The 21,011-nt window shown below is 73.5% G+C and carries 16 protein-coding genes; 8 read left to right on the top strand and 8 right to left on the bottom strand.

The window, feature by feature from the left end; genetic code table 11:
* Positions 1–42 precede the first annotated feature (42 nt).
* The 3 genes from FF36_RS03625 to FF36_RS03615 form a co-directional block, all read right to left on the bottom strand.
* The gene (locus tag FF36_RS03625; RefSeq protein WP_044883543.1) at positions 43–1,287 is read right to left on the bottom strand and encodes a sulfate adenylyltransferase subunit 1; all 1,245 of its coding nucleotides are present in this window, start codon (positions 1,285–1,287) and stop codon (positions 43–45) included.
* Entirely contained in the window at positions 1,287–2,201 is a 915-nt protein-coding gene (gene cysD, locus FF36_RS03620; protein WP_011603273.1) for a sulfate adenylyltransferase subunit CysD, read from the bottom strand. Before cysD ends, FF36_RS03625 begins: the two co-directional genes overlap by 1 nt.
* Positions 2,202–2,401: 200 nt before the next feature.
* Entirely contained in the window at positions 2,402–3,217 is an 816-nt protein-coding gene (locus FF36_RS03615; RefSeq protein ID WP_044883542.1) for a 3'(2'),5'-bisphosphate nucleotidase CysQ, read from the bottom strand.
* A gap of 35 nt (positions 3,218–3,252) precedes the next feature.
* On the opposite strand from FF36_RS03615, the gene cysC reads away from it, so the two are divergent.
* Complete coding sequence (cysC, locus tag FF36_RS03610) at positions 3,253–5,121, top strand: adenylyl-sulfate kinase (RefSeq protein ID WP_044883541.1); 1,869 nt, start codon at positions 3,253–3,255, stop codon at positions 5,119–5,121.
* Positions 5,122–5,153: 32 nt separating this feature from the next.
* Here the strand turns inward: cysC and FF36_RS03605 are convergent, their stop codons facing one another.
* The 4 genes from FF36_RS03605 to hemE form a co-directional block, all read right to left on the bottom strand.
* On the bottom strand, positions 5,154–6,815 hold the full coding sequence (locus tag FF36_RS03605; RefSeq protein WP_199865325.1) for a sugar transferase: 1,662 nt from the start codon (positions 6,813–6,815) through the stop codon (positions 5,154–5,156).
* A 1,167-nt stretch (positions 6,816–7,982) separates the two neighbouring features.
* Entirely contained in the window at positions 7,983–8,678 is a 696-nt protein-coding gene (gene hemQ / locus FF36_RS03600; protein WP_044883666.1) for a hydrogen peroxide-dependent heme synthase, read from the bottom strand.
* 53 nt (positions 8,679–8,731) lie between these two features.
* A complete protein-coding gene (hemG, locus tag FF36_RS03595) occupies positions 8,732–10,183 on the bottom strand; it encodes a protoporphyrinogen oxidase (protein WP_044883665.1) in 1,452 nt (483 codons plus the stop codon).
* A 163-nt stretch (positions 10,184–10,346) separates the two neighbouring features.
* A complete protein-coding gene (gene hemE / locus FF36_RS03590) occupies positions 10,347–11,588 on the bottom strand; it encodes a uroporphyrinogen decarboxylase (protein ID WP_044883540.1) in 1,242 nt (413 codons plus the stop codon).
* A 432-nt stretch (positions 11,589–12,020) separates the two neighbouring features.
* Between hemE and FF36_RS03585 the strand changes: the two genes are divergently transcribed.
* From FF36_RS03585 to FF36_RS03560, 6 genes are all read left to right on the top strand, one after another.
* Entirely contained in the window at positions 12,021–12,407 is a 387-nt protein-coding gene (locus tag FF36_RS03585; RefSeq protein ID WP_044883539.1) for a DUF3817 domain-containing protein, read from the top strand.
* A gap of 363 nt (positions 12,408–12,770) precedes the next feature.
* On the top strand, positions 12,771–13,061 hold the full coding sequence (locus tag FF36_RS03580; RefSeq protein WP_044883538.1) for a hypothetical protein: 291 nt from the start codon (positions 12,771–12,773) through the stop codon (positions 13,059–13,061).
* Positions 13,062–13,303: 242 nt separating this feature from the next.
* Positions 13,304–13,963, top strand: a complete 660-nt coding sequence (locus tag FF36_RS03575; RefSeq protein WP_044883537.1) for a DUF3000 domain-containing protein — start codon at positions 13,304–13,306, stop codon at positions 13,961–13,963.
* Positions 13,964–14,192: 229 nt separating this feature from the next.
* Positions 14,193–15,776, top strand: coding sequence for a ribonuclease D (locus FF36_RS03570; RefSeq protein ID WP_044883536.1), 1,584 nt, complete (start codon positions 14,193–14,195; stop codon positions 15,774–15,776).
* Between the two features lie 192 nt (positions 15,777–15,968).
* A complete protein-coding gene (locus FF36_RS03565) occupies positions 15,969–17,189 on the top strand; it encodes a thiolase family protein (protein ID WP_044883535.1) in 1,221 nt (406 codons plus the stop codon).
* A gap of 40 nt (positions 17,190–17,229) precedes the next feature.
* A complete protein-coding gene (locus FF36_RS03560) occupies positions 17,230–19,416 on the top strand; it encodes a 3-hydroxyacyl-CoA dehydrogenase NAD-binding domain-containing protein (protein WP_044883534.1) in 2,187 nt (728 codons plus the stop codon).
* A gap of 9 nt (positions 19,417–19,425) precedes the next feature.
* Here FF36_RS03560 and FF36_RS03555 read toward each other — a convergent pair whose 3' ends face one another.
* The gene (locus FF36_RS03555; RefSeq protein WP_044883664.1) at positions 19,426–20,679 is read right to left on the bottom strand and encodes a type II toxin-antitoxin system HipA family toxin; all 1,254 of its coding nucleotides are present in this window, start codon (positions 20,677–20,679) and stop codon (positions 19,426–19,428) included.
* Positions 20,680–20,791: 112 nt separating this feature from the next.
* Here FF36_RS03555 and FF36_RS03550 point away from each other — a divergent pair.
* The coding region (locus FF36_RS03550) for a transposase (RefSeq protein ID WP_199865322.1) at positions 20,792–21,011 on the top strand (220 nt) is incomplete at its 3' end.

Raw genomic sequence — 21,011 nt, 5'->3', positions numbered from 1 at the left:
CCCCATGCGCCCCGCCGGGTCGCTGCGGCGGGCCGGGTACCGCTAGAGGATCATTCCGGCACCAAGGGTGGTTCCGGTCGCCTCGTCGATGAGCAGCACGCTGCCCGTGTTGCGGTTGCGGCGGTACGGGTCGTAGCACAGCGGCGTGGTTGTCCGCAGCGCGATCCGGCCGATGTCGTTGAGGCCCAGCGTCTCGACGCTCTCGTCACGGTGCAGCGTGTCGATGTCGACGCGGTAGCAGACGTCGGTGACCATCGCCCGCACCGATCGGGTGGTGTGCTTGATCCCGACCCGGGCCCGGCGGCGCAGCGGCGCATCGACCATCCAGGACACCATCAGGTTGAGGTCCTGCCCGACCGTCGGCTGGTTGTTCGGCCGGGCGATCAGGTCCCCGCGGGAGACGTCGAGGTCGTCCTCCAGCCGGACGATGACCGACATCGGGGGAAACGCCTCCTCGACCGGCCCGTCGTAGGTGTCGATCCCGGCGACCCGCGAGGTCAGCCCGGACGGCAGCACGATGACGTCGTCGCCGGGCTTGAGCACGCCGCCGGCGACCTGCCCGGCGTAGCCGCGGTAGTCGTGCAGCTCCTCGCTGCGCGGCCGGACCACCCACTGCACCGGGAACCGCACGTCGATCAGGTTGCGGTCGGAGGCGATGTGCAGCTCCTCCAGGTGGTGCAGCAGCGAGCTGCCGTCGTACCAGGGCGTGCTCGGCGAACGGGACACCACGTTGTCACCGGTCAGTGCGGACACCGGGATCGTGGCGACGTCGACGATCTCCAGCTTCGCCGCGAAGCGCCGGAAATCCTCCTTGATCTGCTCGAAGACCTCCCGGTCGAAGTCGACGAGGTCCATCTTGTTCACGCAGAGCACAAGATGGGGCACCCGCAGCAGGGAGGCCAGGAACGCGTGCCGGCAGGTCTGTTCGACGATGCCCTTGCGTGCGTCCACGAGCAGCAACGCGAGGTCGGCGGTCGAGGCACCGGTGACCATGTTGCGGGTGTACTGCACGTGCCCCGGGGTGTCCGCGAGGATGAACGATCGCCGTGGGGTGGCGAAGTAGCGGTAGGCGACGTCGATGGTGATGCCCTGCTCCCGCTCGGCCCGCAGGCCGTCGGTGAGCAGCGCGAGGTCGACGTAGCCGTCGCCGCGCTCCCGGCTGGTCCGCTCGACGGCGGCGAGCTGGTCGGTGAACAGCGACTTCGTGTCGTAGAGGAGCCGGCCGATCAACGTCGACTTCCCGTCGTCGACCGACCCCGCGGTCGCGACGCGCAGCAGCTCGGCCATCAGAAGTACCCCTCCCGCTTCCGGTCCTCCATCGCCGCTTCGCTGACCCGGTCGTCGGCCCGGGTCGCACCCCGCTCGGTGATCCGCGTCGCCGCGACCTCGGCGATGACCTCGTCGACGGTCGCCGCGGTCGACTCGACCGCGCCGGTGCAGGTGATGTCACCAACCGTGCGGTAGCGGACCTGGCGGGGAACCACGGCCTCACCGGCGCGCGGCTGGGTCAGTGGGGTGACCGCGAGCAGCATGCCGTCACGCTCGAAGGTCTCGCGGCTGTGCGCATAGTAGATCGAGGGGATCTCCAGGCGCTCCTGGGCGATGTAGCGCCAGATGTCCAGCTCGGTCCAGTTCGACAGCGGGAAGACCCGGATGTGCTCGCCGGGGCGATGCCGGCCGTTGTACAGCGACCACAGCTCGGGGCGCTGGTTCTTGGGATCCCACTGGCCGAACTCGTCCCGGAAGGAGTACACCCGCTCCTTGGCGCGGGCCTTCTCCTCGTCGCGGCGGGCGCCACCGAACACCGCGTCGAACCGGTTGTCGGTGATCGAGTCGAGCAGCACCGGCGTCTGGAGCTGGTTGCGGGAGGCCCCGGGCCGGGTGTCCTCGGTGAGCTCACCGGCGTCGATCGCCGCCTGCACGGAGCCGACCACGAGGCGGGCGCCGAGCTCGGCCGCGCGGCGGTCCCGGAACTCCAGGACCTCGTCGAAGTTGTGGCCGGTGTCGATGTGCAACAGCGGGAAGGGCAGCTTCGCGGGCCAGAACGCCTTCTCGGCCACCCGCAGCATGACGATCGAGTCCTTCCCGCCGCTGAACAGCAGCGCGGGACGTTCGAACTCGGCCGCCACCTCACGGAAGATGTGGATGGCCTCGGCCTCGAGCATCTGCAGGTGGGTGAGCTCGTAACCCGTGACAGGCACGCGAAAACCCCTCGTCTCGCCGATGTATCAGTCCAAAGTAGCCGACCCGCCCTCCCACCGGCGGTTTCGTCGACGTTAACCGGCTCACCCGCGACCCAATTCCCCCATCGCGACACACGTGTCGCACGATGGGCACCCGACGGTCGCGGTCTGCGTCCGGCCACGCCGCCCGCAACGTCGGGCGGCCACCGGGCGTGGTCCTACCGCTGCGGATCTGCCGCCTGAATCGCCGCGAGCACCGCCGGGGCCAGGGTCGCCTCGCAGATGACCAGGTCGGGCAGCAACAGGTCGGGCTGGTTGTACCGCAGCGGGGTGCCGTCGAGGCGGCTGGTATGCAGACCCGCCGCCCGCGCGACCGCCACCGGGGCCGCCGAATCCCACTCGTACTGCCCGCCGGCGTGCAGGTAGATCTCCGCCTGGCCGCGGATGACCGCGGCGGCCTTCGCCCCGGCCGACCCCATCGGGACGATGCTGGCGCCCAGAGCTTCGGCGACCTCCCCGACGATACGGGGCGCCCTGGTGCGGCTGGCGACGATCCGCGGCGGGCGCGCCGCGGCGGGCCGGGCCGCGGCCGGGGGATCGCCGCCGGCCGACAGCGTCACGTTCAGCGCCGGCAGGGCGACCGCGCCGGCGATGAGCTCGCCGGCGCGCCACAACGCGACGTGCACCGCCCAGTCCGACCGGCCGGGTTCGGCGAACTCGCGGGTGCCGTCGAGCGGGTCGACGATCCAGACCCGCTCGGCGGACAGCCGGGCCGGGTCGTCGACGCCCTCCTCGGACAGCACCGCGTCCTGCGGACGGTGGCGGGTCAGCGCCCGGGTCAGCAGCTGATGGGAACGCGCGTCGCCGGCGTCGCGCAGGGTGGCGGGCTCCGCGAACCCGACCTCCTCCCGGATTCTGAGCAGCAGTTTGCCGGCATCCGTGGCCAGTCGCCGGGCCAGGACGTCGTCGTCGAGTTCGTCTGTCGCGATGTCGACGGGGACGGTGGCCGGCCGGCGGGTGTCGTCGGTGTTCATCGGGACGGAGTCTGTCACCCGTTACGGTCGCGGGTGTGAGTGCCACCTCTCATCCGGATCCCGATCCCGACCGCCTCCCGAAGCCGGGCGCCGTGGGCGCCGCCGGCCCGGCCCACGGGCCCGCCGCCGACGATCCCCTGCTGTCCCTGGTGACCTCGGACCGCGCCGCGGAGCTGACGACGGCCTCGCTCGGCTGGCCGTCGCTTACCCTGACGCCGCTGCAGCTCGCCGAGCTGGAGCTGCTGCTCGTCGGCGCCTTCGGCCCGAACCCCGGCTACCCGGCGGAGGACGAGCTGGCCGGCGTGCCGGTGCCGATCCTCGCCGTCTCGGCCGCCGACGCCGAGCCGCTGGCGGCGGGGGCCACCGTCGCCCTGCGCGACCCGGAGGGGGTGATGATCGCCGCCCTGCACCTGCGCACGCTGCTCCCGGCCCCGGCCGGGTCCACCGTGCGCCTGGTCGGCACGCTGGACGGGGTGCGCCTGCCGCACCACCCGGACCACCCCGCGCTGCGGCTGACCCCGGACCAGCTCCGCGCCGAGCTGCGCGCCCGCGGTTGGACCGGTCCGCAGGTGGGAGCCGGGGCGGCGTGGGCGGTCTGGGCCGACGGCCTGCTGCACACCGCGGACGTGGGGCGCATCCGGGCCCTGACCCGGCAGGGCAAGCGGTGCGTGGTGCTCGCCCCGGTGGGCGGCGCCGACCCGGCGGACGCCGGGCATCATCTGCGGGTCCGCTGCCTGCAGGCCGCGCTGGACGCCGTGGACGCGCCGCTGCGCCCGAGCGAGGCGACCCTGGCCTCCGAGGCGGTGGCCTCCGACGCCATCGCGGCGGGCGCCGCGGGCCGCCGGCACGAGCCGGCGCCCGACCCCTACCGCCGCCCGGGCGCCGACGACCACCGGCCGCGCCACCGCAGCCTGCTGGTCCTCGTCCCGGCCGTCCCCTCGTCGCTGCTGGCCACCCCCCGGGAGCCCGGGATGAGCGCGACGGTCCTGCCACCCGCCGGCGGCGCGCGCCATCCGCTGGCCCCCGGCCCGGCCGGCTTCGAACCGGCGGGCTTCGAACCGGCGGCCCTGTCCCCCGCCGGCCTGTCACCGGCGGGCATTCCGCTCGAGCCGGACAGCGGCGCCGCGGGCGGGGCGTCGCCGACGAACGGGGACGCCGAGGGGCTGGCCCGGCTCACCGCCCAGCGCGCGCACATGGCCAGCAGCTACGGCCTGTCCGGCAGCCTGATCGGCCCGGCCATCGGCGCGCCCGGCCGCCAGGAGCTGGCCTCACTGCTCGACGCCGGGGGGCCGATCCCCGCCGAGCTGACCCCGCCCGCGGTGGCCGCGGAACTCGCCCGGGCGATCCCCCCGCGGTCCCAGCGCGGGCTGACCATCTTCTTCACGGGGCTGTCCGGTTCCGGCAAGTCGACCCTGGCCGGGCTGCTGGTCTGCCGGCTGCTCGAGCAGGGCGGACGGCGGATCACCCTGCTCGACGGGGACGTCGTGCGTACCCACCTGTCCCAGGGCCTGGGCTTCTCCCGCGCCGACCGGGACACCAACGTGCGCCGCATCGGGTTCGTCGCCGCGCAGGTGGCCGGGGCGGGCGGCACCGCGGTCTGTGCGCCGATCGCCCCCTACGCGGAGGTTCGCACGCAGGTCCGCGAGATGGTCCACGCGGCCGGCGGCGGCTTCGTCCTGATCCACGTCTCGACGCCGCTCGAGGTCTGCGAGGCGCGCGACCGCAAGGGCCTGTATGCCAAGGCCCGGGCCGGCGTCATCCCCGCGTTCACCGGAGTGTCGGACCCGTACGAGGAACCGGCCGATGCCGACGTCACGGTGAACACCGCGCAGTTGTCGGGAGACGAGGCCGTCGACCGCATCCTCGATCATCTGCGCGTCGCCGGCTGGCTCGCCCCCGCGTAGCCGGTCAGGCCGGGTAGCCGGTCAGGCCGGGGTCAGTAGGCGCCTTCGCGACGCAGGACGGCGAAGACGGTCCGCCAGAGAATAACGAAGTCCATCGCCAGCGACCAGTTCTCCACGTAGCGCAGGTCGAGGCGGACCGACTCGTCCCACTCCAGGTCCGAGCGCCCACTGATCTGCCACAGGCCGGTCAGGCCGGGCTTCACCATCAGCCGGCGGTGCACGTCGTCCTCGTAGCGGGCGACCTCCGAGGGCAGCGGCGGGCGCGGCCCGACCAGCGACATGCTGCCGTTGAGCACGTTGATCAACTGTGGCAGCTCGTCGAGCGACCACTTGCGCAGGAACTTCCCGACCCGCGTGACCCGCGGGTCGTCGCGCATCTTGAACAGCAGGCCCTCGGCCCGCTCGTTGCGCGACTCCAGCTCGGCCTTGCGCGCCTCCGCGTCCACGTACATGGACCGGAACTTGAACATCGTGAAGTGCTCGCCGCCCCGGCCGACCCGGGTCTGCTTGAACAGCGCCGGGCCGCGGCTGGTCAGTCGGACCGCGATCCCGAGGCCGAGCAGGACCGGCAGGAACAGCAGGATCACCGTGCCCGCGACGCAGCGGTCGAACACGCCCTTCATGACCCGGCGGGTCCCGCTGAGCTCCGGCTCCTCGATGTGCAGCAGGGGCAGCCCGGCCACCGGGCGGATCGAGATCCGCGGGCCGGTCACGTCGGTCAGCGCCGAGGAGACCAGCACGTCGACGTCGCTGCCCTCGAGCGTCCACAGCACCCGGCGCAAGGTCTCGCCGTCCATCTGTGGGCAGATCGCGACGGTGGTGGCATGGGTGGCGGTGATGGCGGTGTGCAAAGTCTCCGAGGTGCCCACGATCGGCACCCCGAGCAGGTCGAACCCGCTGCGCTCCGGCCGGTCGTGGCTGTGTCGGCCCGGCGAGCGGTCGAGCACGACGCCGACCACGGACCAGCCGGAGGTCGGGTCGCGCTGGGCGAGGCGGACCAGGGTGGCGGCGGACTCGCCGGCCCCGACCACGAGGACCCGGTGCAGGCAGCGCCCGGCGCGGCGCATCCGGTGCAGGATGCCGCGCCCGATGACCCGGCCGGCCACCGACAGCAGGGTCGCCGCGGGGAACGCGATGAGGACGTAGCTGCGGGCGATCTCGGCCTTGGTCGCATACGAGATGATGGCGAGCGCGGCCGTGAACCTGGCCGCGGCGTTGACCACCCGGCGGAACTCCTCCGACCCGCCGCCGAGGAACCGGGTCTCGTAGGCCCGGTTCAGCGACATGGCGAGCACCCACGCCAGCGGCAGCAGCACCGTCATCAGGATGTACGGCTTGATCGACACCGGCTTGGTCTCGAAGTCGACGAGGTCGCCGAACCGCACGAAGAACGCCAGCCCGGCGGCGACCACGCAGGCCGCCGCGTCGAACAGGATCAGCAGCCGCACGTAGCGGCGCTCCCAGCTGACCTGCGCCCGGTAGGCCACGTTCTCGAGCGCCGCGACCGAGTGTGCGCGAGCGACGCTGTGGCGGCCACCGGTCCCGGTCCAGCCGGGCTGCCCGCCCGGGGTCGGTCCGGAGGGGCTCGACGGTCCGGCGGCCCCGGGCCGGGTCTGCGGCGGGTAGGGCGCCGCGCCGGGCCGGGATCGCGAGACGAAGTTCGACCCGGCGGAGGCGCGGGCGTCCCCCGACATCGTCTCCGTCACGCGTGCCCCTCCCCAGGAGCGTGACCCGCGGGACGACGCCGCCCAGCCGGTCCGCCACAAGGACGTGGTCCGCGGGAGCGCCACGCCGTCGCCTCTATCGCGACAATTGACCGAAATATACGGATCGCCCGAATTGTACGAGTCGTCCGTCCGGGTCGGATGGTGGCGGTCATGAAGATGCCCCGCACTGCGCCGATCGTCGACCGTTCCGTGGTCGCCACAGCGCGTCGGATCTCGGGTGTGGTTCGGGTCGACCCCATCCTGTCGCGGTTCGCGGTATGCCTCGCTTGGACGGCCGAGAGCTCAACCATCGGTGATGCATCGACCGGACCTCCAGCGATCTTCCCCCGCCACTGACTGTGGGCCACCACGGACGGCGGGCCGGCTGTTCGCGCACTGCCCGGCGTTGCGCCGGGGTGCACACCGGAACGAACCGGACCGTCGGCCACCGACACGGCCGGCACTCCTGGTCACGAGCAACGTTACCGGCTCTCCTCAGCCGATCTGCCAGGGGCCCGCGGAGCAGGTGCGGGGCGGGGCCGTGACCGCCGACCGTTGCGGCGGCGTCATCCGTCCGTTTGTGGCGACTCAAGGTAGCAGAGATGACGTCGATCGCCGGTAACCCGCCGTAGCGAAATTCCCGCGTTCAATGGTGGATACCGATATTCCGGACAGCACGCGCCGGCCGCACGCTGCGTATACAGGAAGCGGCTAGACTGCTACTGTGCGTTATGGCTCTTCGGCTTCGGCCGGAGAGCCGTCGGCTGCCCGGCCCGTACGGGCGCCGTCGGGGTGGGAACTGTGCGATCCGGCTCGCGCCTGCGCGACGCTGGAGGGCACGGAAACGGGACGGCCGGCGCCTGCCGGACGGGTGGGGGCGCCCAGGCAGGCGCCGGCTGCGAGTGTCGGCCGGCTGGCGGCGCGCGCCGCGGGCCAGGTAGGCGGCAGGGCGCGCCGCGGGCCAGGTAGGCGGCAGGCCGCGCGACCGGGCTCAGCCACGGGGCCATGCGGCGCGACCAGCCGCGTGACCGTGCGGCGGGGCCATGCCGGCGGGGCCATGCGGCGCGGCTCTGTGCCGAGCCTCCGCACCGGGGGCCGTGCGGCGCGCGACCATGCAGCGGAGCCGTGCGAGCGACACAGCGCGCCCGCTACCGGTCAGGGCAGGGCGGCGACGATGTCAGCGAGGGACTTGCGGGCGCCGCTGTAGAACGGGGTCTCCAGCCGGGTGTGCCGGCGGGTGGCGCTTCCGCGCAGATGGCGGATGCAGTCGACGATGCGGTGCAGCTCGTCGGCCTCGAACGCGAGCAGCCACTCATAGTCGCCCAGGCCGAACGCGGCGACCGTGTTGGCCCGGACGTCCTCGAACTCGCGGCCCATGATCCCGTGCTCGGCGAGCAGCCCGCGCCGCTCGTAGTCCGGCAGCAGATACCACTCCAGGGACCGGTTGAACGGATAGACGCAGATGTACCCGCGCGGGTCCTCCCGGCGGACGAACGCCGGGATGTGGTTGCGGTTGAACTCCGCGGGGCGGTGCAGCCCCACCGCCGACCACACGGGCCGCAGGTGGCCGCCCAGCGCCGTCTGGCGGAACCGCTGGTAGGTCTCCTGCAGCAGGTCGGGATCCGGGCTGGTCCACCAGACCATCAGGTCCGCGTCGGCCCGGTAGCCCGAGATCTCGTACGTTCCGCGGGTGTAGACGTCCTTCGCCAGGGCCCCCTCGAGCAGGGCGTCGGCCTCGTCGATCAGAGGGGTCCGATCGGCGGGCAGCGGGCGGTCGGCGGCGAAGACCGACCACCCGGTGTAGAGGAGCTCGGCGTTGAGCTCCTGAACGGACTTCGTGGACTCCGGCATACCCGTCTCCTCCATCACCCCGCACCGACCGGACCGGTCGGCCGGGTCGTTCCTCAGACTCCCGGACCCAGCGGACCCACCGGACCCACCGGATCGGCCGGACCCACCGGATCGGCCGGACTGCCCTGGGCCGTCCGGGCGGCGCGCAGCACCGCGGCGGCGGCGGCCTCCCCGGAGCGGATGCAGGCCGGGATGCCGACGCCGTCGTAGCCGGCGCCGGCGAGCGCGAGGCCCGCGGGCAGCGCCCGGCGCACGCTGGCGATCCGGTTCAGATGGCCAGGGAGGTACTGCGGCAGCGCGCCGCCCCACCGGCTCACCCTGGTCGCGATGGGGCGCGCCGTCAGCCCCGTGATCTGGGCGATCTCCGCTGCGGCCACGCCGGCGAGCTCGGTGTCGCCGCGCTGCAGGTCGTGCTCGGCCCCGGCGCGGCCGATGCTGGCCCGGACCACCGTGAACCGGCCGGCGCGGACGTGCGGCCATTTCGTGGTCAGGAAGGTGGCCGCCTTCACCGACGTACCCGCCCGCGCCGGCACCAGGAAGCCACTGCCCGGCGGCGGGGTGATGTCCCGGTAGACCAGTGTGACCAGACCGACCGAGGCGTAGGGGACGCCGGCGAGCGGGGCCGCCGCGTGCGGGGCCAGCGGGCTCAGCAGCGTCCGCGCTGCCCCGGCGGGCACGGCGAGGATCACCGCGTCGGCCGTCAGCGGCTCGGGCGTCTCCCCACCGCCGACCCGGTCGCAGACGATCCGCCAGCCGCCGGCGGCGCGTTCCACGGCGCGCACCAGCACGCCGGTGCGCACGGTCGCGCCGGACCGTTCGGCCAGCCGCGTCGCGAACGACCCCAGGCCGCCGCGCAGGCTGGCGAACAGCGGCGTCGTCGACGCGGAGGCGGCCGGGGCGGTGCGGGCCCGCACCCGGTGGGCGCCGAGCAGCAGCGACCGGTCCTCGGTCAGGATCGGGACGAGCTGCGGCACGGTGGCCCGCAGCGACAGCGCGTCGGCCCGCCCGGCGTACACCCCGCCGAGCAGCGGGTCGACCAGCAGGTCGACGACCTCGCGCCCGACCCGGGCGCCGACGAAGCCACCCACGGTCGGGTCGTCGGGGAAGCGGGTGCGCGGCAGGGCCAGGTCGGCGGCGGCCCGCAGCAGCCCCCAGGGGGACAGCACCCCGGAGCGGACCAGGCCGAACGCGTCGGTCGGCACGCCGAGCATGGTGTTCGGCGGGATCGGCCGCAGCCGGCCCCGGATCCACAGCGACGCCGAGGTCGTCGCCGGATGCACGATGTCGTGGCCGAGGCCGATCTGCCTGGCCAGCCGCAGCCCGTCGGGGACGCGGGCGAGGAACGACTCGGCGCCCTCCTCGACGTCCATCCCCTCGATCGGGGTCGTGCGCAGCTTGCCGCCGACGCGCTCTCCCGCCTCCAGGACGGTCACCTCGGCGTGGCCGGACAGGGCATGGGCCGCGGCAAGCCCGGCGACTCCCCCACCGACGATGACAACCCGCACGTTCCTGCCGCCCTTCACGATGAGTGGTGCCGTCCAACCAGGATTCACCATCGCGTCGCGCCCGCCCGGAGGTGGGCCGCGCCCCGGCGGCGGATCACGCTGTGGTGGTGGACCGGGCCCCGATGGTGGTGGATCGGTAACCGGCCGTCGGTCGCCGGCCGGTTCACCCGGCGTGGACGAGGTCGACGATGTGCGCGAGCACTCCCGGATCGGTCTCCGGCAGGACGCCGTGGCCGAGGTTGAACACGTGCCCCTCCGCCTTGGCACCGCGGGCGAGGACGTCGCCGACCTTGGCGGCGAGCACGGGCTCGGGCGCGAACACCGCCGCCGGGTCGAGGTTGCCCTGCACGGCCCGGCCCGGCCCGATCCGGCGCGCAGCCTCGTCGAGGGGAACCCGCCAGTCGACCCCGACGACGTCGGCGCCCGCCTGGCCCATGGCGGTGAGCAGCTCGCCGGTGTTGACACCGAAGTGGATGCGCGGCACCTCCTCGGCGAAGGCGTCCAGCACCCGCGCGCTGTGCGGCGCGACGTAGCGCCGGTAGTCGTCCTCGCTGAGCGCACCGGCCCAGGAGTCGAACAGCTGCACCGCGTCGACGCCGGCGTCGACCTGGACCCGCAGGAAGGCCGTGGTGATGGTGGCCAGCCGGTCGAGCAGGTCGTGCCAGAGCTTTGGCTCCCCGTACATCATCGCCTTGGTGCGCAGGTGGTTGCGACTCGGGCCGCCCTCGACGAGGTAGCTGGCCAGAGTGAACGGCGCGCCCGCGAACCCGATCAGCGGGGTGCCGCCGAGCTCGCCGAGCAGGCTGCGGACCGCCTGCGTGACGTAGGGGACGTCGTCCGGTTCCAGCGCGCGCAGCGCCGCGAGCCCGGCGGCGTCGCGCACCGGCTCCGCGACGACCGGCCCCACCCCGGCGACGATGTCGATGTTCAGACCGATCGCCACCAGCGGCACGACGATGTCGGAGAAGAAGATCGCCGCATCCGGCCGGAAGCGGCGCACCGGCTGCAGGGTGATCTCGGTGATCATCGCGGGGTCGCGGCACGAGTCGAGCATCGGGACGTCGGCGCGCAGAGCCCGATACTCGGGCAGGACGCGACCGGCCTGGCGCATGAACCAGACGGGGGTGGTCTCGGGCTGGTCCCGCCGGCAGGCCCGCAGGAACGGGGCGGTGGTGGCGAGGCCGGGCCGGCGAGCGGCGGCGGAACGGGCGGCGGCGGCACCGGCACGGAAGGCGGCGTCGGCGGGCGGGAGGCCGGTCGACGCGGCGGGCCGGCCGGGACGATGGAGGGTGTCGCCGTCCCGCGAGGGCGCGACCCGCGCCGAGGCGACCGCGACGCCGCTCGGCGCGGTCTGGACGCTGGCCGACCCGGACCCGGGGCCGGCGTCGATGTGGACGACAGACATGCCTCGATCGTTGCATGCCCGCCGCACCTGTGCCGGTGCGACCGGGGTCACTCCGATCGGCACGGGCGGGTGATGACCGGCGTCGGCGTGGTCACGGTCCGGGCTGATCAGGTCCTCCGGCGTCAGCTATCTTCTACTTTCAGTAGAAGAAGTTGCTGGTCCAGCCGGTGCCCGCCGGTCCGGACCAGCCCGACCGGCCGGGCCGACCGGGCCGACCGCAGGCCGCTGGGATGTGACGAAATCCGCTGTCCGCCCAGGTGAGCGGCCGGCGTGTCCGGGCGGCACACCGGTCCGGCCGGGCGGTCCGGCCGGGCTGTACGAACCTCCGACCGCCACACGAACCTCCGACCGCCACACGAGCCTCCGACGGCCACCGCGAACCTCCGACGGCCACCACCGACGTCCGACAGCCACGACGATTGAGGACTTGAGATGATCGATCAGGCCCCGCACGGCGGATCCCGCGTCCTGACCGCGGCCCGCGCCGTCTCGTTCGCCGAGGCGACGTCGTTCCTCCTGCTGCTCATCGCCACGGGGATCAAGTACGGCGCCGACCATCCCCAGGGAGTGAAGATCCTCGGCCCGATCCACGGCACACTCTTCCTCGCCTACTGCGCGCTCATCGGCTACCTGGCCTTCGCCGGGCGCTGGCCCCGCCGGCGCACCGTGCTGGCCCTGATCGCCTCCGTGCTGCCGGTGGCCCCGTTCTTCGTGGAGCGGCACTGGTTGCGGGGCGACGCCGGCGCTCCGGGCCACGAGACCACGCCAGCCGGTCCGGGCACGCGGCCGGTCTCCCAGGCCGCCGCCCGCCGGAACTGACGCCCCGCTCAACGCCCCAGACTCACCTCGCGCGCACCCGCACCGCCGCGTGCACCCGCACCTCCGCGTGCACCCGCACCCCGCCGCACCTGCGCTCCGCACCCAAGCGGGGCGAGTCCCGCGACAGGGGATCTCCCACCCACACCGCATCGAGACGGGCGCACGCGACACGCCGGAGAGAATGCGCGGTCATCTGTCCGTCCCATGGCACCGTCAGTCCGGTCGGAATGAGGGCAGAGGGTGCGCGTCGTCCGCGTTCCCCCTCGGCCGGCAGTCGCGGGGGCGCAGGATCCGTGGTGCAGGCGCCCATCGCACCCGAGGGGACGCAACACGCAGCAGCCGTGCGCGGGGAGTGGTGTTCGAGTGGAACTGGTCCGGGTGGGCTCCGACGATCACATCGTTCTGACCTGCGCAGAATGCGGCGAGGAGCGGCCGTTCGAGCAGCCGCCGTGCGCCGACGGGCACGGGGCGGACTGTCCGGAGTGGGCCTGCACCGAGTGCGGTGCGGCGGTGCTCGTGGGGCCGGTCCAGCCCGGGGGGGAGGTCCCCCCGGTGGCCAGGTCGGCGGCGCACCCGCGAGCGGGCCGGGAGACCGGCGCCGGGGCGCGGGACCATCGCGGCCGCGAACGCGCCGCCGCCCGGATCCCGGCGTGAGCCTGCACAATCCCGCCGCGCGTCCCGATTACGGCGCCGCTGCGGGCCGTCCCCCCGGAAGCTACGGCGAGCCAGCCGCGACGGAGGCGGCCCCCGGGCCCCGGGAGGTTCCGGTCCTGCGGGACACGGCACACCGTTCCAGCCATCGCCTCATCGGCGCCCGTCCGCACGCAACGGGGTCGAAGCCATACGCTCCGGCGTCCACCCAGCGCGATCAAGGTCGACGCCCTAACGTTGCCGTCATGGGGGCGGCGCAGTCGTACGAGGCCAGCCCGCCGATCTTCCTCGCCAGCACCGACGCCCTGCGCGACGGAATGGCGCGGCTGCGCCCGGAGATCAGCATGCACGAGGTCGCGGCCCCGACCCGGCTCGCGCCCTACGCCTTCGCGCTCGCCGGCGGCCTGACCGGCGACGCCGCCGACCTCGCCGCCGGCCGACTGATCGTCCTGATGGATCCGGAAGGACAGCCGGCCTGGCAGGGCAGCGCCCGCATCGTCTGCTACGCCCGGGCGAGCGTCGACCCGGAGATCGCCACCGATCCCCTGCTGGCCGACGTGGCCTGGTCGTGGTTGCGAGAGTCTCTCGACGCGCACGGCGCGCAGGTCCGTGCGCTCGGCGGCGCGGTGACGACGACCTCGTCGCGGCGATTCGGTCTGCTGCGGGCGGAAGGGGACAGCTTCGATGTCGAACTGCGCTGCTCCTGGTCGCCCGACTGGGCCGAGACCGCGCTCGGTGCCGACATGGGCGCCGCGAGCCCGACCGGCCCGGAGCCGACGCGACCCGCCTGGAGTCCCGACGGGGCGGCGGCCCACGTGCTGGCCTTCGGTGACCTCCTGGCCGCCATGGCCGGCCTACCACCGGCACTGTCCGGCGTCGTGTCGCTGCCCCAGCGCCGGAGCTGAATCCGCCGGCCGCGGCCCCGCCGTGGGACCACATCCAGGGGATTTGCGGTACCCCGTTCGGATCGGGAGCCGGCCACCTTACCCGGCGATGGTGTCACGATGCGTATAATCAGCGTGATTCGCTGAACAGCGCGGCTGCCTCCGCGAGGATTCAGACGTACGATCGCCGATCGTGACGTCGACGGTTCCTGAACCAACACAGCAGGTCAGCGGGGGTGTAAGCGCAAAGGTGGAGGGAGAGCCCAGCACCAGCGCCCGTGAGCCCATCCCGCTGCTCGCTCCTGTGGACGGCGTCCCACCCGTCATCGTCGACGCCGCAGCGCTCACCGCCGCAGCCGAACGGCTCGCGGCCGGGACGGGCCCGGTCGCCTTCGATGCCGAGCGGGCGTCCGGGTACCGCTACAGCCAGCGCGCCTACCTGGTCCAGATCCGCCGCCGGGGGGCCGGTTCACTGCTGATCGACCCGGTCCCGCTGGGTGACCTCACCGTCATCCAGGAGGCGGTGGGCGACGCCGAATGGGTGTTGCACGCCGCCAGCCAGGATCTGCCCTGTCTGGCCGAGCTCGGGCTGCGGCCGGCCCTGCTGTTCGACACCGAGCTCGCCGGCCGGCTGCTGGGCTACGAGCGAGTCGGCCTCGGCATGATGGTCGAGCGGGTGCTCGGATACGGCTTGGAGAAGGGCCACTCGGCGGCGGACTGGTCGACCCGGCCGCTACCCGAGCCCTGGCTGCGCTACGCGGCGCTCGACGTCGAGCTGCTGGTCGAGCTGCGCGACGCGCTCGAGGCCGAACTCATCGAGCAGAACAAGATCGAGTTCGCCCGGCAGGAGTTCGCCGCGATCGTCGCGGCGCCGCCCCGGGAACCCCGCGCCGAACCGTGGCGGCGGACCAGCGGCATCCACCGGGCGCGGTCCCGCCGCCAGCTCGCGGCGGTGCGGGCCATGTGGACCGCCCGGGACCGGATGGCCCGGACCCGCGACGTCGCCCCCGGCCGGGTCCTGCCCGACAGCGCCATCATGGACGCGGTCCTCAACGCCCCCGCCGACACCGCGGCGCTGATCCGCCTGCCCATCTTCTCGGGTCCACGGATCCGGCGGACCGCGAGTACCTGGTTGGATGCGCTGCGCAGCGCCGCAGCGCTGCCCGACGACGAACTGCCGGCGCCGGCCGGCCCCAGCGGCGACGGCCTGCCCCCGCCGAACCGGTGGGCCGAGCGCGATCCGGTGGCCGCCGCCCGGCTGGCCCGGGTGCGGGCGAAGCTGTCCGCTCTCGCCGCCACGCACACCATGCCGGTGGAGAACCTGCTGGAACCCGCGCTGTCCCGACGGATCGCCTGGTCCCCGCCCGATCCGCTGACCGAGTCGGCGGTGGAGGAGACGCTGCGCGCCAGCGGCGCCCGCGCCTGGCAGCGGGAGCTGACCCGGGCGGCCCTGAGCTCCGCGCTCGTCGACCCGGAACCCGACCCCGCCGACGACGCCGACGACGCCGCCCCGCCCGCGCCCGAGCGCGCCGGCGGACGGCGGGCGGGCCGCGGCGGCGGGGCCGGCGGGGCGGATCGCACCCGCTCCCGCGGTGGGCGCGCCGGCGCCGGCCGGTCGGTGCGCGGGGCGGCCGGGCGGGCCACCGCCGGTTCTCCGGTCGGCGCGACGTCGTCGGACGGCGGTGGCGCCTCCTCGGTCGGCGCGGCTCCGGCCGGCGGCGGCTCCACCGACCCGGCCGCGTCGGGCGGCAGCGCGGCAAAGCCGTCCGCAGCGTCGGGCCCGGCCTCCGGCCCGACGAGTGGGGCCCCGACCGCCCCCGCCCACGACCGGTAACCAGCTCAGCGCGACACCAAGGGCAGACGGGACGAGTGTCCTACCGGCCGGTAACCGCTGCCGTAGGCTAGCCGGTGCCGGCGATGTCCGCGCCGGTGCTGACCGCCCGCGCGGTCCCGTCGGGTCGGCGCGGGCAGTCGGTGTCCCACGGCGAGGTGCCGGCGGCCGCGAGCCGCCGGTGGGGAGGCCACCGTGTTCGGTTCAGCCCGCGGTTCGGTCCGCGACGTGGTCTTCGTCGACGGCGTGCGCACGCCGTTCGGCAAGGCCAAGGGCGTGTACGCCGAGACCCGGGCCGACGACCTGATCGTCCGGGTGATCCGGGAGCTGCTGCGCCGCAACCCGTCCCTGCCGCCCGAGCGCATCGACGAGGTGGCGGTCGCGGCCACCACCCAGATCGGCGACCAGGGCCTGACGATCGGCCGGATCGCGGGCGTGCTGGCGGGACTGCCGGAATCGGTGCCCGGCTACGCCGTCGACCGGATGTGCGCCGGAGCCGTGACCGCGGTGACCACGACGGCGTCGTCGATCGCCGTGGGCGCCTACGACGTCGCCGTCGCCGGCGGGGTGGAGCACATGGGCCGCCATCCGATGGGCGAGGGCGCCGACCTCAACCCGCGGTTCGTCGCCGAGCGGCTGGTCGACCCGTCCGCGCTGGTCATGGGTTCGACGGCGGAGAACGTGCACGACCGGTTCCCGGCGATCACCCGGGAGCGGGCGGACGCCTACGCCCTGGCCTCCCAGGAGAAGGTCGCCAAGGCCTACGCGAACGGCCAGATCCAGCCCGACCTGGTCCCGATGGCCGCCCGCCACGCCGACAGCGGCTGGGAGCTGGTCACCGCCGACGAGCCGCCGCGCCCGACGACGACCCTCGACGGGCTGGCGGGACTGCGCACCCCGTTCCGGCCGCACGGCCGGGTCACGGCGGGCAACTCCGCCGGGATCAACGACGGCGCCACCGGGTGCCTGCTCGCGGCCGCGGAGGTGGCCGCCGAGCTGGGCCTGCCGGCGCGGATGACGCTGGTTGGCTACGGGTTCGCCGGGGTCGCGCCGCAGGTGATGGGCATCGGCCCCATCCCGTCGACGGAGAAGGCGCTCGCCCGCACCGGCCTGACGATCGACGACATCGGGTTGTTCGAGCTGAACGAGGCGTTCGCCGTGCAGGTCCTGGCCTTCCTCGACCATTTCGGCATCGCCGACGACGATCCCCGGGTCAACCAGTACGGCGGGGCGATCGCGCTGGGCCATCCGCTGGCCTCCAGCGGGGTGCGGCTGATGACCCAGCTCGCCCGGCAGTTCGCCGAACATCCCGAGGTGCGCTACGGCATGACGGCGATGTGCGTGGGCCTCGGCATGGGGGCCACCACGATCTGGGAGAACCCCCACCACAGCGCCGCGACCACGGCGACGAGCTGACCGGGCCCCGCGCGAGAACCCAGTCCCAGGAGAGGGCGGCATGACGATCGACGAGGTGACCCTGGACTACCCGGACGAGGTCGTCACGGCCGCGCACGTCCGGTACGTGACGCTGCCCGGGGTGGCCGGCCCGGTCGCCCTCGTCACCCTCGACAACGGCCACGATCACACCCGGCCGAGCACCTTCGGCCCGGCCGGGCTGCGCCGGCTGCTCGCCGCCGTCGACGAGATCGAGGCGCACGACCCCCCGGTCGCCGCGATCGCCGTGACCGGCAAGCCGTTCATCTTCAGCGTCGGGGCGGACCTGGGCTTCCGGTCGTCGATCACCGAGGCGGACCGGCTGCGCCCGTCGCTGGACGCGCTCGGCCGGCTCGGGCACGACGCCTTCGCCCGGCTCGGCTCCGGTCGCCTCGGCGGGCGCAACCTCGAGTCCGGGCGCAAGGTACCCACCTTCGCGCTGGTCAACGGGGCGGCGCTGGGCGGCGGCCTGGAGCTGGCGCTGCACTGCGACTACCGGGCGCTGTCCACCGGGATTCCCGCGCTCGCCTTCCCGGAGGTGTTCCTCGGCCTGGTGCCGGCCTGGGGCGGCACCCAGTTGCTGCCGAACCTGATCGGCGCCGACCGGGCGGTGTCCGTCATCGTCGACAACGCGCTCAGCCAGAACCGCACCCTGCGTGGGTCCACCGCGTTCGAGCTGGGCATCGGGGACGTGCTGCTGGCGCCGGCCGACTTCCTGGAGGAGGCGCTGGCCTGGGTGGGCCGGGTGCTGCGCGGGGAGATCGACCCGGTTGCCGAGCGTCGCCCGGTGCAGCGGGGCGACGCCTGGGCCGAGGCCGTCGCCCGCGGCCGGGCGCTCGCCGACGCCAGGCTGCACGGCGCCGCGCCGGCCGCCTACCGGGCCCTCGATCTGATCGCGCTCGCCGAGACCGCCGATCGCGACAGTGGCTTCGCCGCCGAGACGCAGGCGCTGGCCGATCTGTCGGTCAGCGGCGAACTCGCCGCCGGGCTGTATGCCTTCGACCTGGTCCAGAAGCGGGCGAAGCGGCCGGCCGGCGGCCCGGATCCGGCGCTGGCCCGCCCGGTCACCAAGGTCGGGGTCGTCGGTGCCGGGCTGATGGCCGCCCAGCTCGCGCTCGTGTTCGCGCACCGGCTGGAGGTGCCGGTGGTGCTCACCGACATCGACGCCGACCGCCTCGACGCCGGGGTCGCGAACGTCCACCGGGAGATCGACAACCTGCTGCTGCGCCACCGGATCTCCCCCGACCAGGCCAACCGCTACAAGGCGAACGTGACCGGCTCGCGCACCGTGGACGCCTTCGCCGATGCCGACCTGGTCATCGAGGCGGTCTTCGAGGACCTGGCGGTCAAGCAGGCGGTGTTCGCCGAGCTGGAGGCCGTCGTGGCGCCCACCACGGTGCTGCTGACGAACACCTCGGCGCTGTCGGTCACCGAGATGGCGGCGCGGCTGGAGCATCCCGAACGGGTCGCCGGCCTGCACTTCTTCAACCCGGTGTCCGTGCTGCCGCTCGTCGAGGTGGTCCGCGCCGCCCGCACCGACGACGCGACGGTCGCCACGACCCTGGCGGTCGCCCGGACCCTGAAGAAGGACGCCGTGCTCGTCGCGGACGCGCCGGCGTTCGTCGTGAACCGGCTGCTTACCCGCTTCCTCGGCGAGGTGCTCGGCGCCGCGGAGCAGGGCACGCCGATCGAACAGGTCGACCACGCCCTGGATCCCCTGGGGCTGCCGATGTCGCCGCTCGTCCTGCTGTCGCTGGTCGGCCCGGCGGTGGCGCTGCACGTCGCGCAGAACCTGCACGCCACCTTCCCGGACCGGTTCCGGGCGCCGACGAGCCTCGCCCGGCTGGTCGAGGCGGGCCGGGGCTCGGTCTACACCACCGGCCCGGACGGCGCCCAGATCGTCGACCCCGAGGCCGCCGCGGCGCTGCGTTCGGCCACAGGGGCGCCGCGTTCGGCCACGGGGGCGCAGCCGCCCACGGCCGCCGAGGTGCGCGAGGCCGCCCTGCGGGCGCTCGCCGAGGAGATCCACCTCATGCTCGCGGAGAAGGTCGTCGCCGAGGCCGCCGACATCGACCTGTGCATGATCCTCGGCGCCGGCTGGCCGTTCCACCTCGGCGGGATCACCCCCTACCTGGACCGCACCGGCATCAGCGAGGCCGTCACCGGCGAACGCTTCGCCCCACCCGGCATCGCCACCCCGCCCCGCTGACTCCAGCGGCTACCGCGCCGAGGTCAGCGCCGTTCGCATCCGGCTGATCCATTCCCCGATGTCAGCGCCGAGCCCGGTACTGCGGGCGAAGGCGCCCCGGTGGCGCTCCCACGCCGCCGGGAGCTTCTCGCATACCTCGGACGCGACTGCGCGCAGATCCGCCCCGGTCACCCCGAAACGGCGATCGAGCCGCGCTTCGAGCCGCGCGAAAGAGGAGAGTCGGACAGAGTCGAACCGCTTGCTGCCCCCAAGTTTGAGACCGAGATCGTCGAGGTGCCCGCCCTGCCTGCCATACACGACGGTCGAGACCAGATCGTAGGCCGGTGAGAGAGTCGGTCGGCGTTCGTCGAGGTAGATCAGCGACCAGTTTTTCAGGTGCGCGTCCCCGTTACCGATCAGCACGTTCAAGGCCAGCCGGCGACCAAATTCTTGCAGTGCCAGCAGATCGCGGCCGCGGTAGGCCAGCGCCGCCACCGTCTCGAACGTCCCCTCGTACTTCGCGTCCGGATACTTGTCTCGGACCTGGGCGAAGTCCTCAATGTGAATCGCTGTCCGATTCCCTTCGCCGCGCCGGTCGAAACGACGGACCGCGTACGCCCATTCCTCGGAGTTCAGCCACATCCGGGACGGCAGGCCTTGAAGCTCGTCCCGGTGGACGAGCCGGACCTCGGGTACGTCGAGCCCCACCTCGGCCGCGAGCGACATCATCACGAACTCGTTCAGCGGGACCTCGCCGAACCGCTGATCAGGAAACTTGACCAACCAGTCACCGTGCTCACCCAGGGCGGGAGCGGTAAGACGATCACCAGCGGCCAGCATCGAGAACTTCAGCGCAACCCCAGCCAGCGAGAATCGCCACGGCGACGCTGTGGCCTCGGAAGAGGCTCCGATCGATCTGTCCAGGCGCTCAGCAGGCCACTCCAAGGCCTCCGCGGCGACCGCCATCGGGAGAACCTGGACGGCGCCGGGGAGATCATGCCCGACCTGGGCGAGCAGTTCCATCTCCCGGTCGAGCGCGACATCCCGGTCCGCCGCGATCCACTCGCGTAGCGGCCCCTCAGGCAGCAGGTTCGAGAACCACCGTGGTAGGCGCAGTGCAGCCGAATACCGACCGCGAAGATCCTCCTCGAATCGCAGACCGAGGACGGGACGGGACTCGTCGTTCAGATACTCCTCGGTGAAGGTGAACATCGTGTGGTCCCCGCGCTGCCGCAGAACCCCGACGTGCCGTCCGTGGGGTGAGTCCCACCGCGTGGTGTAGATCGGGATCGGCTGGTTGATCGTCCGGGGTGGGGTGTGTCGCTCCGGGACAAAGACGGCCACCGCGTGTAGCTCTGTGTGAACCGACCAAAGTTCCACGGAGAGGACACACGCGATGGCCTTGGATGATTCTGCCCTATCCGGTCTGCTGGAGCTGCTGCGGCATACCGATGCTGGTCAGGTGATGCGGGAGCTGCTGCGGTTCGGTCTGCAGGCGCTCGTGGACGCGGAAGCCGACGCGCACGTCGGCGCGGCCCGTTACGAACGGTCGGCAGCCCGGACCACGCAGCGCAACGGCTCCCGGGAACGGACCGTGTCGACGACCGCCGGGGACC

The sequence above is a fragment of the Frankia torreyi genome, from assembly GCF_000948395.1.
Classification (GTDB): domain Bacteria; phylum Actinomycetota; class Actinomycetes; order Frankiales; family Frankiaceae; genus Frankia; species Frankia torreyi.
Note: the sequence above shows the minus strand (reverse complement) of the source record. Positions and strands in the feature narration are given on the sequence as shown.